Annotated in this window: 19 protein-coding genes; 6 read left to right on the plus strand and 13 right to left on the minus strand. The window is 65.4% G+C overall.

Annotated features, from left to right (window positions below; all coding sequences use genetic code 11):
• Window positions 1-20: 20 nt before the first annotated feature.
• The 4 genes from XH92_RS42595 to XH92_RS42610 all read right to left on the minus strand — a co-directional run bounded on the left by XH92_RS42595 (window position 21) and on the right by XH92_RS42610 (window position 3384).
• Window positions 21-833 (minus strand): pentapeptide repeat-containing protein, encoded by an 813-nt coding sequence (locus XH92_RS42595; protein WP_194457369.1) that lies wholly within the window; start codon window positions 831-833, stop codon window positions 21-23.
• Between the two features lie 182 nt (window positions 834-1015).
• Window positions 1016-1438 carry a PaaI family thioesterase gene (locus XH92_RS42600; protein WP_194457370.1) on the minus strand — a complete coding sequence of 141 codons (423 nt, stop codon included), beginning with the start codon at window positions 1436-1438 and terminating at the stop codon, window positions 1016-1018.
• A 19-nt stretch (window positions 1439-1457) separates the two neighbouring features.
• A complete protein-coding gene (locus XH92_RS42605; RefSeq protein WP_194457371.1) occupies window positions 1458-2696 on the minus strand; it encodes a CaiB/BaiF CoA-transferase family protein in 1239 nt (412 codons plus the stop codon).
• Complete coding sequence (locus tag XH92_RS42610) at window positions 2683-3384, minus strand: haloacid dehalogenase type II (RefSeq protein WP_194457372.1); 702 nt, start codon at window positions 3382-3384, stop codon at window positions 2683-2685. The genes XH92_RS42605 and XH92_RS42610 overlap by 14 nt, the downstream gene beginning before the upstream one ends.
• Window positions 3385-3480: 96 nt before the next feature.
• Here XH92_RS42610 and XH92_RS42615 point away from each other — a divergent pair, with 96 nt between their 5' ends.
• Window positions 3481-4383 carry a LysR family transcriptional regulator gene (locus XH92_RS42615; protein WP_210345528.1) on the plus strand — a complete coding sequence of 301 codons (903 nt, stop codon included), beginning with the start codon at window positions 3481-3483 and terminating at the stop codon, window positions 4381-4383.
• Window positions 4384-4480: 97 nt separating this feature from the next.
• On the opposite strand, the gene XH92_RS42620 is transcribed toward XH92_RS42615, so the two are convergent.
• The gene (locus tag XH92_RS42620; RefSeq protein ID WP_194457374.1) at window positions 4481-5890 is read right to left on the minus strand and encodes an MFS transporter; all 1410 of its coding nucleotides are present in this window, start codon (window positions 5888-5890) and stop codon (window positions 4481-4483) included.
• A gap of 356 nt (window positions 5891-6246) precedes the next feature.
• Between XH92_RS42620 and XH92_RS42625 the strand changes: the two genes are divergently transcribed.
• The gene (locus XH92_RS42625; RefSeq protein WP_194457375.1) at window positions 6247-7605 is read left to right on the plus strand and encodes a YXWGXW repeat-containing protein; all 1359 of its coding nucleotides are present in this window, start codon (window positions 6247-6249) and stop codon (window positions 7603-7605) included.
• A gap of 99 nt (window positions 7606-7704) precedes the next feature.
• Here the strand turns inward: XH92_RS42625 and XH92_RS42630 are convergent, their stop codons facing one another.
• The 4 genes from XH92_RS42630 to bioB form a co-directional block, all read right to left on the minus strand.
• Window positions 7705-8967 (minus strand): adenosylmethionine--8-amino-7-oxononanoate transaminase, encoded by a 1263-nt coding sequence (locus XH92_RS42630; RefSeq protein ID WP_194457376.1) that lies wholly within the window; start codon window positions 8965-8967, stop codon window positions 7705-7707.
• Window positions 8964-9596: a dethiobiotin synthase gene (gene bioD, locus XH92_RS42635; protein ID WP_194457377.1), complete on the minus strand. Its 633-nt coding sequence runs from the start codon at window positions 9594-9596 to the stop codon at window positions 8964-8966. Before bioD ends, XH92_RS42630 begins: the two co-directional genes overlap by 4 nt.
• The gene (locus tag XH92_RS42640; protein WP_194457378.1) at window positions 9593-10747 is read right to left on the minus strand and encodes an 8-amino-7-oxononanoate synthase; all 1155 of its coding nucleotides are present in this window, start codon (window positions 10745-10747) and stop codon (window positions 9593-9595) included. Before XH92_RS42640 ends, bioD begins: the two co-directional genes overlap by 4 nt.
• 63 nt (window positions 10748-10810) lie before the next feature.
• A complete protein-coding gene (bioB, locus tag XH92_RS42645; protein WP_194457379.1) occupies window positions 10811-11806 on the minus strand; it encodes a biotin synthase BioB in 996 nt (331 codons plus the stop codon).
• Between the two features lie 124 nt (window positions 11807-11930).
• Here bioB and XH92_RS42650 point away from each other — a divergent pair, with 124 nt between their 5' ends.
• Entirely contained in the window at window positions 11931-12569 is a 639-nt protein-coding gene (locus XH92_RS42650; protein WP_194457380.1) for a GntR family transcriptional regulator, read from the plus strand.
• 115 nt (window positions 12570-12684) lie between these two features.
• Entirely contained in the window at window positions 12685-13110 is a 426-nt protein-coding gene (locus tag XH92_RS42655) for a GFA family protein (RefSeq protein ID WP_194457381.1), read from the plus strand.
• Window positions 13111-13183: 73 nt separating this feature from the next.
• Here XH92_RS42655 and greA read toward each other — a convergent pair whose 3' ends face one another.
• The 4 genes from greA to XH92_RS42675 all read right to left on the minus strand — a co-directional run bounded on the left by greA (window position 13184) and on the right by XH92_RS42675 (window position 19594).
• Complete coding sequence (greA, locus tag XH92_RS42660; protein WP_194457382.1) at window positions 13184-13666, minus strand: transcription elongation factor GreA; 483 nt, start codon at window positions 13664-13666, stop codon at window positions 13184-13186.
• Window positions 13667-13746: 80 nt separating this feature from the next.
• Window positions 13747-16893: an efflux RND transporter permease subunit gene (locus XH92_RS42665; protein ID WP_194457383.1), complete on the minus strand. Its 3147-nt coding sequence runs from the start codon at window positions 16891-16893 to the stop codon at window positions 13747-13749.
• Window positions 16890-18125, minus strand: coding sequence for an efflux RND transporter periplasmic adaptor subunit (locus tag XH92_RS42670; protein WP_246788147.1), 1236 nt, complete (start codon window positions 18123-18125; stop codon window positions 16890-16892). Before XH92_RS42670 ends, XH92_RS42665 begins: the two co-directional genes overlap by 4 nt.
• 335 nt (window positions 18126-18460) lie before the next feature.
• Window positions 18461-19594 (minus strand): hypothetical protein, encoded by a 1134-nt coding sequence (locus tag XH92_RS42675; protein ID WP_194457384.1) that lies wholly within the window; start codon window positions 19592-19594, stop codon window positions 18461-18463.
• An 865-nt stretch (window positions 19595-20459) separates the two neighbouring features.
• Here XH92_RS42675 and XH92_RS42680 point away from each other — a divergent pair.
• Window positions 20460-21572, plus strand: coding sequence for a helix-turn-helix transcriptional regulator (locus XH92_RS42680; protein ID WP_194457385.1), 1113 nt, complete (start codon window positions 20460-20462; stop codon window positions 21570-21572).
• Window positions 21573-21727: 155 nt separating this feature from the next.
• Window positions 21728-22069, plus strand: a complete 342-nt coding sequence (locus tag XH92_RS42685) for a hypothetical protein (protein WP_194457386.1) — start codon at window positions 21728-21730, stop codon at window positions 22067-22069.

Raw genomic sequence — 22069 nt, forward strand, 5'->3', positions numbered from 1 at the left:
CCACTTCGCTCGAAAACGCTCTAGTTTGCGCGCCGCGCCAGGTCCAGGTTCCGGGCCTTGTCCAGGTTGCGGGCCTCTGCCAGCGCGGCCGGGCTCGGCAAGACGGCCGACGCAAGGTCGGCCTCGGTGAAATCGGCGCCGGCGAGATTGGCGCCGGAGAGGTCGGCTCCCGCAAGGTCGGCCTTGCTGAGGTTGCAGTTCGCCAGATTGGCGTTCTGCAACTGCGCGAATTCGAGATCGGCACGCGCGAGATTGGCGCCGCTCAGATCCGCATTGCGGAGATCGGCGGATTTGAGCACGCCGCGCATCAGGCCCATCGATTGGTTGCGCATATCGGCGCTCAAATCCGCGCCGGCGAGCTTGGCCCCGACCAGGCTGGCGCCGGATAGATCGGCGGTGATGCGAGCGCCGCTCAGATCGGCGCCGCCAAGCTTGGCGCGCTGCATCTGCGTGCCGAGCAGCGACGCCTTGACGAAGGACGCCTCCGTCAGATCTGCGTCGATGAGCCAGGCCTGGTTCAGCATGGCCCGATCAAAGCGCGCGGCTTTCAGATTGGTCCGGTTGAGCTTTACGAGATGAAGGTTGCCGCCGGAGAAGTCGAGGCCCGAGAGATCAAGGCGCGACAGCCGCTTTCCCTCCAAGTCCACGGTGTGTCGATCTCCTTGAGGCGCGGCCTTGAGCAGCGCGTCGACCTCGGCGCGCGTCATCTCCGACGTCGTCATGTCGGGACTGTCGAGGTCAACGCTGCGCAACATGTCCTGCGACACGGCGGCAAGCGGATCAACGAGCAGCGCCGCGATCGATACAAAAGCAAATGCGAGACGAAACCGCATCGCCGTGTTTCCGCTCTTAAGGTATCGCTTCCCGCATCTTCGCGCCAGCCGCACCGTGGAGACGTGCTTCCGGCTTCAGTATGAAACCGGATCACGATCCTGGCAATGCTCGTGACCGTTTCGTGCGAAGGAACGGGCCTCGGCGGCGCGAGGAAGGGGCCGCCGCGAACCGGCCGCGCCTCTCAGCTTCGGCTCAGCAATTGCCAGGTCGATGTGGCGTGCGCGATCAGCTCGCCGGATGCGTTGGAAGCCTGCGATTGCAAGAAAAAGGTCTTGCGGCCTCGCTTGAGGAAGGTCGCGTGACAGGTGACGCGCCCTTCGCGGACCGCGGCAAGATACTGCACCTTCATCTCGAGCGTGGTGCCGGCACCCGCGACGTGGTTGACGAGATGCCCCATCGAGATGTCGAGCGCGGTCGCGAGAACGCCGCCATGCAAGCTGCCTTGCGGGTTGAACATCGGCCTCTCGACATCGAAGGAGACGATGCAGGCCTCGCCCTGGTAGGCAACCTCGAGGCCGAGGAAGCGTGACAGGAAGAACGATCCGAATTCCTGCCGCTCGTCCGCGACGGCGCGGCGCATCATCTGCTCGGCGATATCTCTCATGACGACACTCACTTGATGCTCACTTGGGCGATCGCATGAAGTTTCGCCCAAAGTCTCCGAACGCGCCTTCGAGGGCGAATCTCTCCAGCCGATCGTCTGTCCAGCCGCGCCATTCCGCAAGCACCTCGCGCGTGTGTTCGCCGAGCATCGGCGGCGGCGTGGAAGGTGCCGGCGGCTCGTCGCCGAATCGCGTCGGCCGGGCAATGAACCTCACATCCCCCGCGGCGGGATGGCGCACGCTCTGCACCATGCCGCGCTGCGTGAGCTGCGGCGTCTCGCAGACCTCGCCGACCGACTTGATCGCGCCGCAGGGAATGCCGGCCGCGCCCAGCGCCTGCAGCCAATCGGCGCGGCTCCTGCCGGCGAAGATGGGAGCGAGGAGCGCGACGAGTTCGTTGCGGCTCGCCGCGCGCTTCGGGGCAGTTTCGAAACGCGCATCATCGCGCAGGTCCGGCCGGCCGATGACGTCGCAGAAGGCCGCCCAGAACTTGTCGTTCGCGACCCCGACATTGATCCAGCCGTCACTGGCTTCGAACGGTTCGTACGGGCTGATGGTCGGATGGACGTTGCCGCGACGCCTCGGACTTTCTCCCGTGGCGAAGTACATGCCGGCGTTGAACGTCAGCAGCGATGCCATGGCGTCGAGCATGGAGACGTCGACCCGTCCGCCCTCGCCGGTGCGGCTCCTCCGCATCAAGGCGGCGAGCACCGAATGCGACGCATACAGGCCGGTGGCGAGATCGGCGATCGAGGTACCGACCTTGGTCGGCGGCCCAATCGGATCGCCGGTGATGTCCATCACGCCGGATTCGCCCTGCAAGATCAGATCGTAGCCGGGGCGCAAGGCGTCCGCACCGGTGCGGCCGAACCCCGAGATGCTGCACAGGATGATGTCGGCCTTGCGGGCCCGCAGCGCGTCGAAGCCGAGCCCCCATTTATCGAGCGTGCCCGGGCGGAAATTCTCGATCACGACGTCGGCCGCTGATGCAAGATCGAGCGCCGCGTCGCGCCCCGCCGGCGATTTCAGGTCGATGGCGCAACTGCGCTTGTTGCGGTTCACCGACAGGAAATACGCGCTCTCGCCGCCGACGAAGGGCGGCCCGTAGCGGCGGCTTTCGTCGCCCTGCCTGGGATCCTCGATCTTGACGATATCAGCGCCGAGATCGCCGAGCTGCATCGTGGCAAAGGGCCCGGAGACCACCCGGCAGAGGTCGAGGACCCTGATGCCCGACAGCGGCTCGCGATCAGACGATCGCATCGGCGAGGTCCTTCATCGACGGCACCAGGATGTCGGGCTGGTGCGGCGTGATGCCGAACGGACGGCTGCGCCGGTCGATGAAGGCCGTCCGCATGCCGGCGGACTTGGCACCGATGCAGTCGAAGGCGTGATTGGCCACGAACAGCACCTGATCGGGCTTCACGCCCATGATCTCGGCCGCTTTCGTGTAGGTCGCGACATGCGGCTTGAACGAATTGGCTTCAGTCACCGAGATCACGCGATCGAACGGCACCTTGTGGTACTGTTTCGCGGTCTCGAGCATGTCGGGATCGCCGTTCGAGAGAACGACGAGCTTGTATTTGGCTTGCAGCCGCGCCAGCGCCTCCGGCACTTCCGGAAACGGGACCAGCTTCTCGATCTCGCCGACGAGGTAACGCACCTCGTCCATCGTGTAGTCGATCCTGGCGCGGTCCATCACGTGGGCTACCGCGCGATGCCCGATCTCCCGATAGGGCGTGTGCTCGCGATGCAGCAGCGCATCGATCATCGAGTTCTCGAAATGGGTGCGGCGCCACCATGTGACGAAGGAATTCGGATCGCCCTTCCAGCCTTTCTTCTGAAGGAATGGCGTCGCGATCTTGGTCAGGCCGCCCTGCATGTCGACCACCGTGCCGTACTGGTCGAACATGCAGATCTTCACGTCACGCTTGATCGTCTCAAAGCTCATTGCTGCCTCCTTGGTTCTGATCGACTGGATACGCGCCTTGCCGCCATAGATGAAATGGATTTGTCATCTCTCGTCATTCACGATATGAATGATGGGATGAACCTCCGATCCATCGACCTCAATCTGCTCGTCGCGTTGGACGCACTGCTCACCGAACGCCATGTCACCAAGGCCGCCGACCGCGTCGGCCTCAGTCAACCGGCGATGAGCAATGCGCTCAACCGGCTGCGCGCCATGTTCGAGGACGAACTGCTGGTACGGACGACGAGCGGCATGAAGCCGACGCCGCGCGCCACCGAGCTGGCGGAGCCGTTGCGCCAGGTGCTGCGCCAGGTCGAGCGGGTAATGGCGAGCGACGCCGGCTTCGATCCAGGCAAGACGGAACGCAGCTTCACGATCCGAATGTCGGACATTCTCGCCTGCCTGCTGCTGCCGCGACTCGCCGCGGCGCGGCCGCTGGAGGCGCGGATCTCCTACAACATCATCCATCTGCCGCCTGCGTTGACGATCGATGCGCTGGAACGGGACGAGATCGACGTCGCGGTCAGCATGGGGCTCGAGCATTCCGCATCGATCCGTTCCGAGACGCTGCTGCGCGACCGCATGGTCTGCCTGATGCGCAGCGGTCACCCGATCAAGCGCGGACGGCTGACCTTCGAGCGCTTCATCGCGCAGGACCACATGAAGGTCTCGATGAGCCCGACCGATCTTCGTTTCGTCGACGACGTGCTCGCCGAACGCGGCCACCGACGACGCATCACGCTGAATGTGCCGCATTGGCTGGTCGTACCCCACGTTCTGAAGCAGACCGACCTTCTCGCCGTGATGCCGCGGCACCTCGCCGCCGTGCTGATGGACAACGGTTTGCGGATGGAGGAGCTGCCGTTCCAGTCCGCGCCGTTCGACTGGATGTTGTACTGGCATCGCAGATACGACCAGAGCAATGCGAACGGCTGGCTTCGCAACGGGATCAGGGCGGTCTGCTCCGATCTGGGCTAAAGCGCGATGAGATTGGGTTGAATCGTCATCGCGCTTTAGCTCCTCGTTTGAGCATGATCTATTCGGAAAACCGCTTCGCACTTTTCCGGATCATGCTTTAGGCACCGATGTCCGCCGGCCTCCTCGCCATGGACCGCTCGCTTCCTGCCGCGGCATCCGCTATGGCCGACGCGTCCTCCAACGAGCGTCCCTTGGTTTCGAATCCGAACACCAGGAACACCACGGCCTGGAAGACGAGAATGCCAGCCAGCGTCGCCAGCACGCCGGTCAACCCCTGCCAGGCGAAGATCGCGACCACGACGTATTGCACCAGCGCGGTCGCGATGCGTCCGGACGTGGCGCAGATCGCCGTGCCGCGGAGCCGGTAGCGCGTCGGGAACAGTTCGGGGACGTGCATCGCGAATCCGGTCGCCAGCATGACGTAGATCGCGGTAACAAGAAGGAAGCCGACGCCGGCGAGCGCAACACCGTCCGCCATATGGGGATAGGCGATGCCGAGTGCGGCAGCCGCGATCGACGAGCCGACGATCGAGAGCCTGCGCCCGAGCCGGTCCGCCAGCACGAGCCCGATCAACGACCCGACCGGACCGCCCAGCGCCATCACGGTGGTGTAACCAAGCGAGGACACCACGCTGTGGCCGCCCTTGACCATGAAGGTCGGCAGCCAGCCGATGAACCCGTAGAGGCTGAAGCCGACGACGATGTGCAGCAGGCTGCCGAGCAGCGTGCGCGCGAGATACGGCGGCTGGAACAGGCGCCAGACCGCACCGGGCGGTTCCTGCGCCGGCGCGCCGACAGCGACGGGAGCCAGCGTTGCCTTGCGCGCGGCCTCCGCTTCGATTGCCGACAGAATTGTCTCGGCCTCGTCGGCGCGTCCGTTGGCGGCAAGCCAGCGCGGCGATTCCGGCATCGACTTGCGCAGGATCCAGACGATCATCGCCAAGATGCCGACGAGGGCGAACATGTAGCGCCAGCCAAGCGTCGGGATCACCCACAGGCCGATCATGGACGACGCGAACAGCGAGAAGTTGGTGATCACGGCGAGCAACCCGATCCAGCGACCGCGCGAGGCGGCCGGCACGAACTCCGTCAAGGTCGCGTAACCCACCACGATCTCCGCGCCGAGGCCGATGCCGATGATGAAGCGCAACCCGATCAGGACGGTCATGCTGGGCGCGAAGGCCGCAGCGATCGATGCGAGGCCGAAGATCGCGAGGTTCATCTGATAGGTGAAGCGGCGGCCGAAGCGGTCGCCGAGAATCCCGGAGAACCAGGCACCGATGGTCATTCCGACAAAGGTCGCGGAGACGAAGGCGGCGTTGAGCTCGAGTGTCGACCAGCCTTCCTTGAGCACCGCGCCGAGCACGCCGCCGGCCAGATAGATATCGAATGCGTCGAGGAACATGCCGGCGCCGATCAGGGCCAGGATACGCCAGTGGAATCCGCAGATCGGCAGCCTGTCGAGGCGCGCGCCCGCATTGATGTCGATGTCGGCGGATCGCGCCATTCCAAACCTCCCTGCCCGGCCTCGTGCGAGCCGGATGTTCCGATCATCGATTGATGATGCGCAGGGGGTCGTCGTCCAATTCAAATCGAAAATTCGACTATTCGGCGCAGTGATGAAGCTGACGACAAACCGACGCGCGGCACTCTCGCTTTTCGAGTTGCTTGCCTTTGGCGCGAACCTCGATCGCCACGATCGCGTTCCATCCTGACACCAAGCTGACTTGCGTACGCCGTCGTTAACGATCCCGCCGTTGCCCGACGCCGAAATCACGGTGCCGGCACAAACATTCACAACCAGTTCATGTCGGCGCCACTATTCGACTCCAACGCTGGGGGAAGAAGATTGGAGTATGTGCCATGCGCCGCATTGCCGGACTGCCTTTCGCCGTAGCTCTCAGCCTCTGCTGTCTCTCTCCACCTGCGCCAGCGCGCGCGCAGCTCGCCATCGGCATCGGCATCAGCGTCGATGCAGCGCCACCACCATTGCCTGTCTACGAGCAGCCGCCGATCCCAGGCGACGGCTACATCTGGACTCCCGGCTATTGGGCGTGGAGCGACGATACCGGTTACTACTGGGTTCCCGGCACATGGGTGCTTCCGCCCGCGCCTGAACTGCTGTGGACACCCGGCTACTGGGGCTGGAACGATGGCGCCTACGGGTTCCACGCCGGCTATTGGGGAGCGACCGTGGGCTTCTACGGCGGCATCTCTTACGGCTTCGGCTACACCGGCGTCGGCTATGAGGGCGGCTACTGGCGCGGCGGCAACTTCTTCTACAACAGTTCCGTCAACAACATCTCGAATGTCTCGGTCACCAACGTCTACAACAAGACCGTGATCAACAACACGACCAACGTCAGCTACAACGGCGGCACTGGCGGCACCACTGTGCGGCCGACGCCGCAGCAGCTCGCTGCCGCGAACGGGCACCACGTGGCCGCGACCGCCGAGCAGACGCGGCACGCGGAAGCGGCGATGAAGGATCCGGCGCTGACGCTCGCCAACAACCACGGTCATCCGGCGGTCGCCGCCACCGCGCATGCAGCACGGTTCAGCGGCGCGGGCGTGATCGCCGCGCACCCGGGCAAGCCGATCGCGGCGCCGCCGCCTCATCATACGCAATCCGCGACCGGCCATGCTCCACAGACGGAAAGCGCCGTGCCGCCAGGACACGCGCTGCCGAGCGGAAACGCTCTGCCGCCAACACATGCATCGCCGACCGGGCACACCCTACCGTCCGGAAACGCGCTGCCGCCGGCACAGACAACGACGACAGGACACGCCCTGCCCACCGGAAACGCGCTACCGCCAGCACAGACAACGACAACAGGACACGCCCTGCCCACCGGAAATGCGCTACCGCCGGCCCACGCGACGACAAAGGGACACGCCTTGCCTGCGGCAAGCGCTTCGCCGGCTGCACACGCACCGCCGGCGGGACACGCTCCGCCTGTCGCCGTCAACCATCCCGCGCCGGCGCCGCACGCCGCAGCGCCAGCCGTGCATGCGCCGAGACCGCAGATCGTACAGCACGCACCACCTGCGCCACGCCCGGCCGCGCATCCGCCGGCGCCGCGCGTCGCGCAAGCGGCTGTGCATCGTGCTCCACCGCCGCCCCGGCCGGCGCCACACGTGTCACGGCCGGCACCCCGGCCGCATCCTGCACCGCGGCCGCAGCATCCCGCGGCGAGGCCAGCGCCACACAGGCACGCGTGATCCGGCCTATCGGCGTGCCCGCAACGGCACGCCGATTTTACATGGGAGCCCATCGCGCGCAGAACGGCGCGCGGGATTTCAGGCGCGCAAGGCGTACCGTCAGGCCAGCGCATCGGCCGCATCCGCAATCGCGGCATAAATCTCCACGAGATCGGCCTCCGTGACGCAATAGGGCGGCATCACGTAGATCGTGTTGCCGAGCGGGCGCAGCAGCAGGTTTCGGCTTGCGAAGAAGGCCTGAAGCCTGGGGCCGATGCCGGCGAGATAGCCGGCGTCGCTTGCCTTCAGGTCAAGTGCGGTGATGGTCCCGGTGCGGCGGACGTTTTCGAACCGCGCATCGGTGCGGAACGGCGCGAGCAGGCGTTCCTGCATCGCGGCGAGCAAGGTGACGCGACCGCCGGCGCCGTGTTGCCAGAGCTCGAGGTTCGCTTTTGCCGCGGCGCAGGCGACCGGATTCGCCGTGTAGGAACTGGAATGGAAGAAGGTTCGCGAACGATCGCTGGAGTAGTGCGCATCGTAGATCTCGGCGCGGCAGAGCGTGACTGCGAGCGGCAGCGATCCGCCCGTGAGACCCTTGGAATAGCAGGCGATGTCGGGCCTGACGTCCGCCTGCTCGCACGCGAACAAGGTGCCGGTGCGGCCCCAGCCGGTCATCACCTCATCGGCAATGAACAGCACATCATGGGCTTCGCAGATGCGCTTCATTTCCTTCAGCACGGAAGGCGGATACATCAGCATCCCGCCCGCGCCCAGGATCAGCGGCTCGACAATGAACGCGGCCGCGCTTTCCGCCTTGCACGCGGCCTCGAGCTCATCGAGCGTCGCCTGCTCGTGGCCGAGAGCAGGAAACGGAATTGACGCGACGTCGAACAGCAGCGGCTCGTAAGCCTTGTTGAAGACGCCGCGCGCGCCGACCGACATCGTCCCCACGGTGTCGCCGTGGTAGGAGTGCTGCATCACGATGATCCGCGTGCGCGGCACGCCGATATTGTGCCAGTAGCCGAGCGCCATCTTCAGCGCGACTTCCACGCTGGTCGAGCCGGAGTCGGAGAAGAACACATACTCCAGGCCAGGCGGCGCCAGCTTCAGGAGTTGTGCGGCAACCGCTTCGGCCGGATCGTGAGTGTGGCCGGCAAAGATGATCTGATTGAGCTGCTCGGCCTGGTTCTGGATCGCGCGCACGATATGCGGATGGCAATGGCCATGGGTCACGACCCACCAGGATGCGATCGCATCGATAATGCGGCGGTCATCGGCGGTGTAGAGATAGGCCCCCTCCCCGCGCACGATCCTCGTCATCTGACCGTGCAGCGCGTGCTGGGTGAACGGGTGCCAGATCGGCGATCTCTGAGCTGATATCATGCGTTGAAATCGTCGCGGCGGAATGAGGCGTTGAAAGCTGCCTGCAACGTGTCTGCCGCGAGCGGCGACAGCCAGGGCAACCGGCCGAGCCGGCGCACTTGCCCGATCTCGCAGATGGCGCGCTCGCTCTCGGGATTGCTTTCGCCGATGAAGGCGATCCCGAGAATATCGATGTTGCGCTTGCGCAGTGCCTCGACCGACAGCAGCGAATGATTGATGGTGCCGAGCGCCGTGCGGGCGCACAGCACGACCGGAAGCCGCCAGCGCTCGAACATGTCGATATAGAGCGTGTCGTCATTCAGCGGCACCATCAGCCCGCCGGCGCCCTCAATCACCAGCGGCCGATCCGGCGTGTCGGGCAGGTTGAGCGCGGCAGGATCGATGCGCACGCCGTCGATCGCGGCGGACTGATGCGGCGAAGCCGGCGTGCGATGCCGGTAGCGCTCCGGCACGATGCGATCGGCCGCAAGGCCCGCAAGCCGCGCCACCAGCTGCGCGTCGGTCTCCTCCTCGAGGCCGGACTGAACCGGCTTCCAGTAGTCCGCGCCGAGGAAACCGGCAAGGCCCGCGGAGAAGATCGTCTTGCCAATCCCGGTATCGGTGCCGGTCACCACGATCCGGCTGCTCATTGCGACCAACCCTGCGTTTCCGCGACGAGCGCATCGAGCAGCGCGCGCACGTCGTCCTCATCGACGTTGAGGGTTAGCGCAATGCGCAGCCGCGCGGTGCCCGCCGGCACGGTCGGCGGTCTGATGCCTCTGACGTCAAAGCCGCGGGCCTGCAGCGCCGTCGCAAGCCGCATCGCGCGCGCATTGTCGCCGACGATATAGGGCACGATCTGTGAGTTCGACGGACTGCGCCAGCCGCGCCGATCGAACTCGCGATGCGTGAACGCAACCAGGTTTGCGAGGCGCTGCTGACGCTCCGGCTCTTCTTGCAGGATCGTGAGCGCCTCGCGCACGGCGACGGCCACAAGCGGCGACGGCGCCGTGGCGAAGATGAACGGGCGGCAGCGATTGACCATGAAGTCGCGCAGCACGGTCGAAGCCGTCACCAGCGCGCCGGCGGCGCCCAGCGCCTTGCCGCAGGTGTGCACGATCACGAGATTCTCGCGCCCTTCATAAGGTGCCGTCAGCCCGCGGCCCTGTTCGCCGTAGACGCCGGTGCCGTGCGCTTCGTCCACCATCAGGAACGCGTCGTGCCGTTCGGCGATGGCCAGGAGGTCGTCGAGCGGCGCGATATCGCCGTCCATGCTGTAGACGCTTTCGACCACGATCCAGACCCGGCCCGTTCCGCCCTCGACGCGCCAGCCGCGAATGGTGTCCTCGACCGATCCGGGATCGTTGTGCGCGCTGAACCGGAACTCCGCCCGACCGGCCCGTGCGCCCTCGTGGATGCTGGCGTGCACCAGCGAATCGAGCACCAGCAGATCGCCGCGCTGCGGCAGCGTCGTCAGCACGGCGAAATTGGCGACGTAGCCGCCGCCGAAGAACAGCGCGGTCTCGGCACGGAAGAACGCGGCGGCCTCGGCCTCCAATCGTTCATGCTCCTCGCAATTGCCGCGCAGCAGCCGCGACCCGCCGGCGCCGATCGGTGTGCCGGCCTCGATCGCGGCCGAGACAGCCCGCTTGATGCGCGGCGCGCTCGCCAGCGCCAGATAGTCGTTCGATACGAAATCGATGCCCGCGCGCGGCTTGAGACCGCGCAGCCGATCGTTCTTGCTCAGGGCGTGCAAGGCCGCGGCGTAATCAGCGGCGTTGGCCGCATGGATTGCGCTCATGCTTCTCTCTCGGAAAGATGGTCGGTCGCGCGCGAAGGGTGCCGCGCGCGCCAGAGGTTACGATCAGGCGAGGCGGGATGTGATCCCGAGCCGATCCAGCAGGTCGGCGTCGCGATCGCGCTGCGGGTTTTTGGTGGTGAGCAGCACGTCGCCGATGAAAATCGAATTGGCGCCGGCGAGGAAGCACATCGCCTGCAGTTCATCGGTCATGTATTGCCGTCCGGCCGACAACCGCACCACGCTGTTCGGCATCATGATCCGCGCGGTCGCGACCAGCCGCACCAGCGCGATCGGATCGGGACGCTCGGCGGTGTCGTTGACCGGCACGCCCTTGACCTCGTTCCACAGATTGATCGGCACGCTTTCCGGATGGCTGGGGAGATTGGCAAGCAGCATCAGCATGCCGAGCCGGTCCTCGACCTGTTCACCCATGCCGATGATGCCGCCGCAGCAAACCTTGATGCCGGCGTCGCGCACATGCGCCAGCGTGTCGATGCGGTCCTGCAAGGTGCGGGTGGTGATGATCTTGTCGTAGAACTCGGCCGAGGTATCGACGTTGTGGTTGTAGAAATCGAGCCCGGCGTCGGAAAGCCGTTCGGCCTGCTTTGGCGTCAGCATGCCGAGCGTGACGCAGGTCTCCATGCCCAGCCCCTTCACCGCGCTGACCATGTCGCAGACCTGATCGAGATCTCGGTCCTTGGGACTGCGCCAGGCGGCCGCCATGCAGAAGCGGGTGGCACCGGCATCCTTGGCGCGCTGCGCCACCGCGACCACCTCGTCCCGCGGCATCAGGCGGGTCGCCTTCAGGCCGGTGTCGTAATGCGCGCTCTGGGAGCAGTAGCCGCAATCTTCCGGGCAGCCGCCGGTCTTGATGCTGAGCAGGCTCGCCGTTTCGACGTGGTTCGGATTGAAGTTGGCGCGGTGGATGCCCTGCGCCTGGAACATCAGGTCCGCGAACGGCAGGTTGTAGAGCGCCTCGGCTTCGGCACGCTCCCAATGCTTGCGGAGCGGTGCGTTGCCGCTTCTGCCGGTCCGTTCGATCTCAACGACATCAACCATCGGGCTTGCCTTCTCGTTTGTTGTGGATCATAGATAATCAATTAAATTATCTATGATCTTGGACTTGAGATTGATGCTAGCCGAGGCTAGCCGCGCGCGCACCCGTTTTTACGATAGATAATCTATGATGGACGAAGGCGAGAACACGACCACCGCCGGGCGCATCGCCGAGGCGATCGGCGAGCGCATCATCAGCGGCGCCTTGCTGCCGGATGCGCCGCTCCGGCAGGACCATGTCGCGCGGGAATTCCATTCCAGTCACGTCCCGGTGCGCGAGGCCTTCAGGCAGTTGGAGGCGCAGCACCTCGTCGTTGCCGTGCCCCGGCGCGGGGTGCGGGTCGCGCCGCTCGACACCAAGTCGGTGAAGGAGATCGCCGAGATGCGCGCGGCGCTCGAGGTGGTCGCGCTACGCAATGCGGCGCCGAAGTTCACGTCCGCCCATCTGGCGCGGATCGAGGTCGCGCTGATCGAAGGCGACAATGCCGAGACGGTTCAGGACTTCGAGCTGGCCAACCGCGCCTTTCATCACGCGCTGGTGGCGCCTTGCGCGATGCCGCGCCTGCTCGCCAGCCTCGACGGATTGCAGCTGGCAAATTCAAGGCTGGTGTTCGCGATGGCGCGCAACGCCGGCTGGCGGCCGCGGCCGAGCCAGGATCATCGCGTGATCCTGCAGGCGCTGCGCGCGCGCAACATCGAGCAGGCCTGCAGCCTGCTCGCGCGCCATATTCAGACCATCGAGCGGCTCGCGCTGCCGGCGGCCTGACCAAGATCTGCGATCCGCTCCACGTTAGATTTTCTCACACCATGGGCGAGTTCTTGAAGATTGTCCGTCTCGCAACCGGGAGATACGTTCGCTCCGAACGGGAGACACGGGCGACATGGTGGACGACATGAAGATGCGAGCGGGCCAATGCCATTGTGGCACGGTGCGTTTCGAGGTGACGCTCAGCGACGGCCTCAATTCGATCCGCCGCTGCACCTGCTCCTATTGCCGGCTGCGCGGCGCCGTCGTTGCCATGGCTGAAATGGGCGGAATCAGGTTCCTGCAAGGCGAGGACGTGCTGACGAGCTACCGCTTCCATACCGGATCAGCGCAGCACTTCTTCTGCTCTCGCTGCGGAATATACACACATCATCAACGGCGATCCGACCAGAGTCTCTATGCCGTCAACGTCGCTTGCCTCGACGGGGTCAGTCCGTTCGATTTCCCGGAAGTGCCTGTGATGGACGGCGTCAATCACACCAACGACACCGGCAGGCCGACGCGTCGCGCGGGCACGCTGCGCTTCATCTCGACCGACTGACGATCGCTGTCAGCGACGACAGCGCCCCGCGAGTGCGACGAGAAACATCATCGCGCTTGACTCGCTAGTCGAGCTAGGCGATCGCGACGATCTCCAGCTCCTGGGCGCCCGTGCCGACGACATCGCCCACCGCCTTGCCCATCAGCGACCTCGCCACCGGCGAGACGAACGAGATCGAGCCGGCCTTTGGATCGGCCTCGTCCTCGCCGACAATGCGATAGGTCTGCACGCGGCCATCGGCGCGGCTGAACGTCACGGTGCTGCCGAACGCAACGGTTTCGGTCGAAGCGGGATCGGGGACGACCTGCGCAGTGCGGAGCCGTTCGGTGAGATAGCGCGCGTCGCGCAACGGGGCCGCCGACTGGCGCCGCCGTTCGTTGACGTCGTCGAGCTGCTGCGCGGTCTCGTAGGCTTCGCGCGCCTCCTGGAGCTGGCGCTCCAGCGCCTTGCGGCCTGCCTCGGTCACCAGATTGGCATGCGGCGAGATGGGGCGATCCGGCAACAGCGTTTCGGACGCGGTCTCGGCACTTTCTTCCTTGGTGAAGGCAACGCTCAATCGGGAACTCCATCGATCAGGGCGCACAGTATAGCCCCGCCTCACCCGCCTCGCTAATGCGCGATGGGATTAGGCCGGCTCTAATGCGACGCCGGCTGTTCCGCCTTGCTTCGCCTGCCGAAGCGGTTCTTGGCACCTTCGCGCCAGCCCTGGAAGGTGACGAAGAGCATCGGCACCAGGAAGATGCCGATCGAGCTGGCGGCGAGCATGCCGCCGAACACCGCGGTGCCGACCGCGCGGCGGCTGATTTCCGCAGCGCCGGTCGCGACCACCAGCGGCACCAGGCCGAGGATGAAGGCGATCGAGGTCATCATCACAGCGCGGAAGCGCATCTGCGCGCCCATCGTCGCGGCCTCCGCGATCGGCCTGCCGGCCTCGCGCTGCTCCTTGGCGAACTCGACGATCAGGATGCCGTTCTTGGCGGCGAGCGCGATCAGCACCACGAGGCCGATCTGGCCGTAGAGATCGAGGTTCAGCCCAGCGAGCTTGATCGCGAGATAGGAGCCGAACACGCCGACCGTAACCGACAGCAGCACGGGGATCGGGATCGTCCAGCTCTCATACAGCGCCACCAGGAACAGATAGGCAAACAACACCGCGAGCGCGAGGATGATGCCGGTCTGGCCGGACGCCGCCTGCTCCTGATAGGCGGTGCCGGTCCATTCATAGGAATAGCCGGAAGGCAGCGTCGTCTTGGAGAGGTCGGCCATCGTCGCAATCGCGGTGCCCGAGGACACGCCCGCCGCCGGGCTGCCGTTCACCGTGACCGAGCGATAATTGTTGTAGCGCGTGATCACCTGCGGGCCGGTGACGATGCGCAAGCTTGCGATCGAGCGGATCGGCACCATCTCGCCGCCGGTGTTGCGCACGTAGATCTGCCAGATGTCGGGAATGTCGCCGCGGTCGGCCGCATCGCCCTGCACGTTGACCTGCCAGGTACGGCCAAACAGGTTGAAATTGTTGACGTAAATACCGCCGAGCGTGGCCTGCAACGCGGTGAACACGTCGGCCATGTTGAGGCCGAGCGCCTGCGCTTTGGCGCGGTCGATATCGAGATAGACCGACGGGTTGGTCGCGGTGAAGGTCGAGAACACCCGGGTCAGATTTGGATTGCGGTTCGCCGCGCCGATCAACCCACCCATCACGCTGCTGAGCGCCGCCGGATCCTGTCCTTCCAGCGCCTCGAGCTGATATTCGAAGCCGCCGGAGGTCGACAGACCGATGATCGGCGGCAGGTTGAACGGCAGAACCGAGGCTGAACGGATCTGCGATCCCGCGATGAAGGTCTGCCGGATCGCGGCCTGCACCGAGTCGGTGACGGCCTTGCGGTCGGCGAACGCCTTCATGCGCGCCACCATGAAGGTCGAATTGGGTTCGCTGGCGCCGTCGAGCAGCGAGAAGCCGATGATCGACAGCACATGATCGACCGCCGGGTTCTTCTTCAGGATCGCCTCAACCTGCTTGGTGACCTCGCTGGTGCGCGCCACCGACGCGCCATCAGGCAATTGCACGGCGATGAAGAACGCACCCTGGTCCTCCTCGGGCAGGAAGCCGGTCGGCGTGATCTTCGACACGCCGAACACCGCGCCGGCGAACACCAGCACCGCGACCAGCGACAGCACCGCGAGGCGGACCAGCCGTTGCACCACGCCGGCATAGCCGTCGCGCACCCAGTCGATGGCGCCGAGCACCCGTCCCATGATGCCGCGGCGCGGGCCGCCGTGGCGCAGGAATACCGCACACAGCGCCGGCGACAATGTCAGCGCGTTCAGCGCCGAGATCACCATCGCGGCGCTGATCGTCACCGCGAACTGCCGGAACAGCGTGCCGGAAATGCCGGGGATGAACGCAATCGGCACGAACACCGAGAGCAGCACCAGCGAGATCGCGATGATCGGCGCGGTGATCTGCGCCATCGCCTTCTTGGTGGCGTCGGCCGGCGACAGCTCCGGCTCCTCCTCCATGACGCGCTCGACATTCTCGACCACGACGATGGCGTCGTCGACCACGATGCCGATCGCCAGCACCATCGCCAGCAGCGACACCGTGTTGGCAGAATAGCCGAGCGCCAGCAGCACCGCGAAGGCGCCGATCAGGCTGACCGGAACCGCGACTGCCGGAATCACCGTGGCGCGCAGATTGCCGAGGAACAGGAACACCACGATCACGACGAGCACGAAGGCCTCGCCGAGCGTCTTCATCACCTCCTTGATCGTATCGGAGACGAAGGTCGTGGAGTCGTACTGCACGAGGTAGGTCAGCCCCGGCGGAAACCGCTCCGACAACTTCGCAAGCGTGGCCTGCACGGCCTTCGCCGTGGTCACGGCGTTGGCGCCCGGCGCGAGATAGATGCCCATCGGCACGCCGGGATTGCCGTCGATCCGCGACTCCGAATCCATGTTCTGCGCGCCGATCTCGACGCGGGCGACATCCCTGATCCGAAGCACCGATCCGTCCGGATTGGCCCGCAGCACGATGTCGCCGAACTGCTTGGATGTCGTCAGGCGGCCCTGGGTCTGCACGTTGAACTGGAATTGCTGGTCGTTGCTGATCGGACGCGCGCCGATACGGCCGACCGGCGCCTGCACGCTCTGGGCACGGATCGCGGCGATCACGTCCGACGGCGCCAGATTGAGGCTGGTCAGGCGCTGGGTGTCGAACCAGATCCGCATCGAATAGTTCAGCTTGGCGAACAGCGAGGCCTGACCGACGCCGGGCGTGCGCGAGATCGCGTCGAGCACGTTGATGATAGCGTAATTGGTGATGAACAGCGGATCCTGCTCGCCGTTCTTGCTGTAGAGCACGATGAACTGCAGCACGGCCGAGGATTTCTTCTGCACGGTCAGGCCCTGCGCCTGCACCTCGGTCGGCAATTGCGCGAGCGCGCTCTGTACCCGGTTGTTGACGTTGACGGTGTTGATATCGGGGTCGGTGCCGAGCGCGAACGAGACCGTCAGCGTATAGCTGCCGTCATTGCCGCTGGTCGACTTCATGTAGAGCATCTTGTCGACGCCGACGACCTGCGCTTCCAGCGGCTGGGCGACGCTCGATTCGACCACTTCGGCCGAAGCACCGGGGAACACGGCCGAGACCGTGACCTGCGGCGGCACGATGTCCGGGAACTGGGCGACCGGGATCTGCATCAGCGCCAGCGCGCCCGCGATCGTGATCACGAACGCGATGACGATCGCAAGCCGCGGACGATCGACGAAGACAGCGGAGATCATGGGTTATTGCCCGTCGATTTCGGCGTGCTGCCGGCGCCGCCGTCCGCCGACACCTTCATGCTGGACTGGATCAGCGCGCTGGCGGGCCCCGGCGCAACCACCTCGCCCGGCCTGACCTTCTGCAAGCCCTCGACCACGACCTTGTCGCCGAGCGCGATGCCGCTCGTCACCGCGGCAATTGTCGATGTCGACTGCCCGAGCTGGATCCGCTTTTGCTCGGCCTTGTTGTCCGCGCCGACGACGTAGACATACTCGCCCTGCTGATCCGACAGCACCGCCGAACGCGGGATCGCCAGCACCTCGACCGGCTGCACGCCCTCCAGTAGAACGGTTACGAACTCGTTGTCGGTCAGCTCGCGGACCGAGCCGCCGGTTGCGACGGACGTATATGTCGACGGGTTTGGGATGGTACCGCGCAAGGAGATGGTGTCGGTGTTCTGCGCGATGGTGTTGTTGACGAAGTTCAGCTCACCGGTCTTCTCGTAGAGCCGGCCGTTCGGCAGGCGCAACCGGATGACGACGGCCTTGAAGCCACCGCGCGTCACATAGCGGTCGCGCAGGTCGAGCGCCTCGCGCACCGACACCGGGAACGTGACATACATCGGATCCTGGCTGACGATGGTCGTCAGGGTTCCCGAGCTCGGCGTCACGACGTTACCTTCCGTGACCGAGGTGCGTCCGATCCGGCCGTCGATCGGCGAATGGATCTGGGTGTAGTCGAGATTGATCTGGGACAGGTCGACCTGTGCCTGCGCGGCCTGCACTTGTGCTTCGAGGCTCTGCTGGTTGGCGACCGCGGCGTCGACGTTCGATTGCTGGCCGGCCGGCCCGCCCATCAGGGCCTTCGCGCGATCAGTGGTCAGCTTGGCGTTGACCAGCGTCGCCTGCAACTGGGCGACCTGCGCTTTCTTCGATGCAAGGTCGGCCTCGAACGGGCCGCGCTCGAGTTGATACAAGAGGTCGCCGGCCTTGACCTCGGCGCCCTCGACAAAGTTCCGCTTCTCAAGGAACGCAGTGACGCGCGCCACCACGTTGACGCGGTTGGGGGCTTCGATGCGTCCCAGGAATTCGTTGGTCTCGGTGATCGGCCGCTTCACCGCCTCGAACACGCCCACCGCAGGAGGCCCGGGCGGACCTGCCTGAGCATGGGCCGCTGAAATCCCGGTAGCTGCCAATCCCGCCGATACGAGAAGCCCTGCCAATCCACCGAGCATTCGTTCCGTACCACTCATGCTGTCCAACCCTTCGGCTACCAACAAGCTCTACGAAGCGGATATGACGTCGAGTTCCCTCAGACCGGGAAGGTCAGGATGGGCAAGCTGCATCACAGGAGATCATAACGCGGCCAATCCGACAATCCTGTAACCTGATCGCCTCGTTTCACTGATCCGGACAACAGGCAGCTTCGAGAAGCGTCGCGACACCGCGATGCCATGGCGATTGCAACCATGCCGTCGGCCGCGGGGCGCATCGCGGACGTCGAAAGCTCTCATGAATGTGATACCCGCAAGCGTGACTTGATTGAAGGTCAGGCGCGGGTGCTTGCAAGACGGATGGCTGCCGCCCCTCACAACGCGATGGCGTTCTTGAGGCGAGACGTCTCTTGATAGACGGGCGACGCCAGGTGGCCGTACAGCCACGGCCTTGCGCGCTTGCCATTGGCCTCGTGCACGCCGTCGAAGACGTCCATGTCGATCAGCTGCGGATGGGCTGATGATGCGTAGACCGACTGCATTTCCGCGAACTTCTCGTCCCGCCCGAGCTCGATCGCGTTTCCACTGTCGTGGCTGCCGATCTCGACGAACAGCGGACACGGGCAGAGCAGATACGCCAGCTCAGCGCCGGTGTATTTGGCGCGACCGTTGGCGAAATGAATGTAGGCGGCAAGCTCGATGCCGAGATTCTTGCTGATGGCGGACGACATCAGAAATTTCTTCTCGTCGCGCATGTATCCGGAGGCGACGGTCGGCCGCATCCGCCCCGTCGCGGCTTCCAGATGCAGCGCGAGAAACGCGCCCGAGGACACCCCATAGACGCCGACATTGAGGCCGGACGCTCCGGTCAGCTTGCGGCAGACGGTTTCGCCGGCGTCGATCGATGCGCACGACACGTTGTGCGCGGAGACGCCATGGGACGCCAGCATCGCGGCGATGTTGTTCTGGCTTTCCTGATTTCCGATCTGGACGATGTAGGGGCACCAGACGACATAGCCGTCCTGGCAAAGCTGCTTGCCGAGCGCGTTCATGTAGTCCTTGTCGGCATCATCGAAGCATCGCTCCGGCGTGCTCGCCATGCCGTGGCCGAGCAGGATCAATCCCTTGAACGGGCCGTCGGGAACGCCGAGGCATCCGCGCACCGGCACGCCGCATTCCAGATCGAACTCGACCTTCACGACCGAAAATCGATCCGCCGTGCCGCGCCAGAGAACCCGGATCTCGTCATGCGATGGCCGATACAGCCGCCGCTCCCGGAACAGCGAGCGCATCTCCCGTCGAATCTCCGGACCGGTCGCGACCGCGCGCAGCTTTCCTCGCGCCGCGATGTCGAAGAACGAGCGGCAGAACGTATCGTAGCCGAGCGCCGGCAGATCGACATTCGCGCACGACCCCTGGCAGTGGCTGAGCGTCAGCGTGTTGCCGGTGACCGATGAGGGTCCGACCAGCGTCATCAACAATCCGGAAAGCGCCCTGCGGCTGATCATCGGCCCCTCCCCCGAGCCGGCGATGGCTCGACGGCATGTCGCCGCTTAGCAGGCGCGACAACGCGCGCGGATACAAATTAAAGGATGTTCATGGTCGAACGATCGCGCGCAGCGTTGCAAACGAGTGACGCACGCAAGCCTCGCGCCGCTTACATTGATGGCGAAGACGTTTCGAGACGCTTCGGAAGCGTGTCTGACTGTCACGCGGGTTCAATTTCGCCACACGCGGCAATGATCGTCAGGGCTTGATCATCAGGTCTTGTTTTCCAGGTCTTGCCTTTGAGGTCTTGGGCTTGACCTCGGTGACCTCGGCATCGGCGGCCTTCGGCGCGTCGCCAAATAACGCGAAGTATTAGAGCAATAAAGCTACTTTAAGTTGCATGCAAATCCAGGATGTGTGTAGTCGCGGCGACTAAGCAAACGGCTTGGCTGGATGACCATCGCTCTCGCCTCGCCGGCCTTCGCCAGTGGCCCCGTGATGGTGGCGGCGCCCTGATCGGTTGCGTGATCGCTTCGATCACGACCTCGGTCTCCGCGCTCAACGTCAATCCACCCGCTTCCAGCGTCCAGGCAACGTCCCTCCCCCACACTCCGGATCGCGTCACGGCGGGTGCCGGAGCCGGACGAACTCGTCGTCTGGCGCAGGCTGCACTGGCCGCCGCGCACCGGGTGGCCGCCAAACGAGCGCGGCCCGCCGCGCCGGCGCGACAGTCGCGAACGAGCCCGAAACGCCGCAATTCCCCGAGATGCGCGCAAACGCGCACCGGGATAGCCCGGACTCGTGGCTCGGGCCGAATTGCTTTACGCAATATTTTCGCGGTCGATGGGTTTATCTATTGGGCAGCAATGTTTCCTGGAATGGCCGATGGCGAACGACCTGCACGAGCATCTGATCGAACTGGCCTATGAGGCCGCGGTCGTCCCCGAGCTTTGGCCGAATGTGCTGCATCAGGTTGGCGGGATCGCCAAGGCGCGCGGTATCGTGCTGCTGACGGCGGCCCCGCACGACGTCCGCTGGGTCGCATCCCCCGGCATGCACGACGACACGGTCGCCTATGTCGAAGGCGGCTGGCACGAGCGCAACGGGCGGTTGCCGCGCCTGCTGGCGGCCAATCATGCCGGCTTCCTGCGCGACATCGACGTGTTCGATACGCCCGAGGAGGTGCAGCAGGATTACCAGATCCGCGAGTTCTTCCGCCCGCGCGGGCTCGGATGGGGCGCCGGTACCGCGATCCCGGTGCCGAGCGGCGATGTGTTGATCTACAGCGTCGAGCGCGAATACCGGCACGGGCCGATCGAACGGGAAGCGATCGAGCAGCTCGACGCGCTCCGCCCGCATCTGGCGCGGGCGGCGCTGCTGTCGGCGCGGCTCGGGATGGAGCGCGCGAGGGCGGCGACCGAGTCGCTGGCGATGCTCGGCCTGCCCGCGGCCGTGCTGCGGCGCGGCGGCCGCCTGATGGCGGCCAACACGCTGTTCGACCGTCTGGTGCCCGACGTGATGCAGGATCGCACCGATCGCCTGACGCTGGCGGCAACCGCCGCCGACGCGCTGTTCGCGCAGGCGGTGGGGGCGCTCGATCAGGGGCTCATCGGCGTCGAGGTCCGCTCGGTGCCGATCGCCGCGCAGGAGGATCGGCCACCGCTGATCGTGCATCTGGTCCCGATCCAGGGCGCAGCGCGGGACCTGTTCGACCGCGCGCTGGCGATCGTCATCGTGACGCCGGTGGTGCCATCGGAGGTGCCGACCGCGGAAGTGCTGCAGGGCCTGTTCGACCTGACGCCGGCGGAAGCGCGCGTTGCGCGCGGCATCGGCGAGGGGCGAACCGTCGAGGCCATCGCCGTCGCGTTCGGCATCTCCCGCGAGACGGTTCGCAACCAGCTCAAGGCCGTGCTGGCCAAGACCGGACTCGGCCGGCAGGTGGAATTGGCCGGACTGCTCGCCGGCGCCAAGGTGCCGCCGGGCTCGTCCGCGGACTAGCACTCAAGCCATGTTCAGCCGAGCCTGGAAGAAGCCGGCAACACGGTTAACTGCATCGGATCGCATGTTCAAATCGCGCCGGTTGCGCTAGTGATAGCTCCCCTCCTCTCACCGTGCGCCCACCGGCGCATGTCCAGTCAAACGAGTGTATCTGAATGGCCGAAGCCGACCTCGACGCCGTCATCCGGCAAACCGCAAGAGCGCAGACCAAGGCCGTGATGGCGGCTGCCAAGAAGCGCCAGGCCGTCTGGGTCGCGCGCGCCGCCAAGGCCAAGGACAAGGAGACCAAGGCGCGCTTCCGCCACCTCGCCAAGAGCACGATCCTGAACGCGACCGCGACCGCCAAGCGGCTGCAGAATTCCGCGGAGAACGCCGCCGACGCCTATGCCCGCGCCATGAAGAAGGCGGTGGAAGAGCCGCCGCCGGCCATCAAGCCCGAGAAGAAATCCGAGAAAAAATCCGAGAAGAAGCCGGCGAAGAAGAAAGCGGCCGCCTGA

This window comes from Bradyrhizobium sp. CCBAU 53421, from assembly GCF_015291625.1.
Taxonomy (GTDB): Bacteria; Pseudomonadota; Alphaproteobacteria; order Rhizobiales; family Xanthobacteraceae; genus Bradyrhizobium.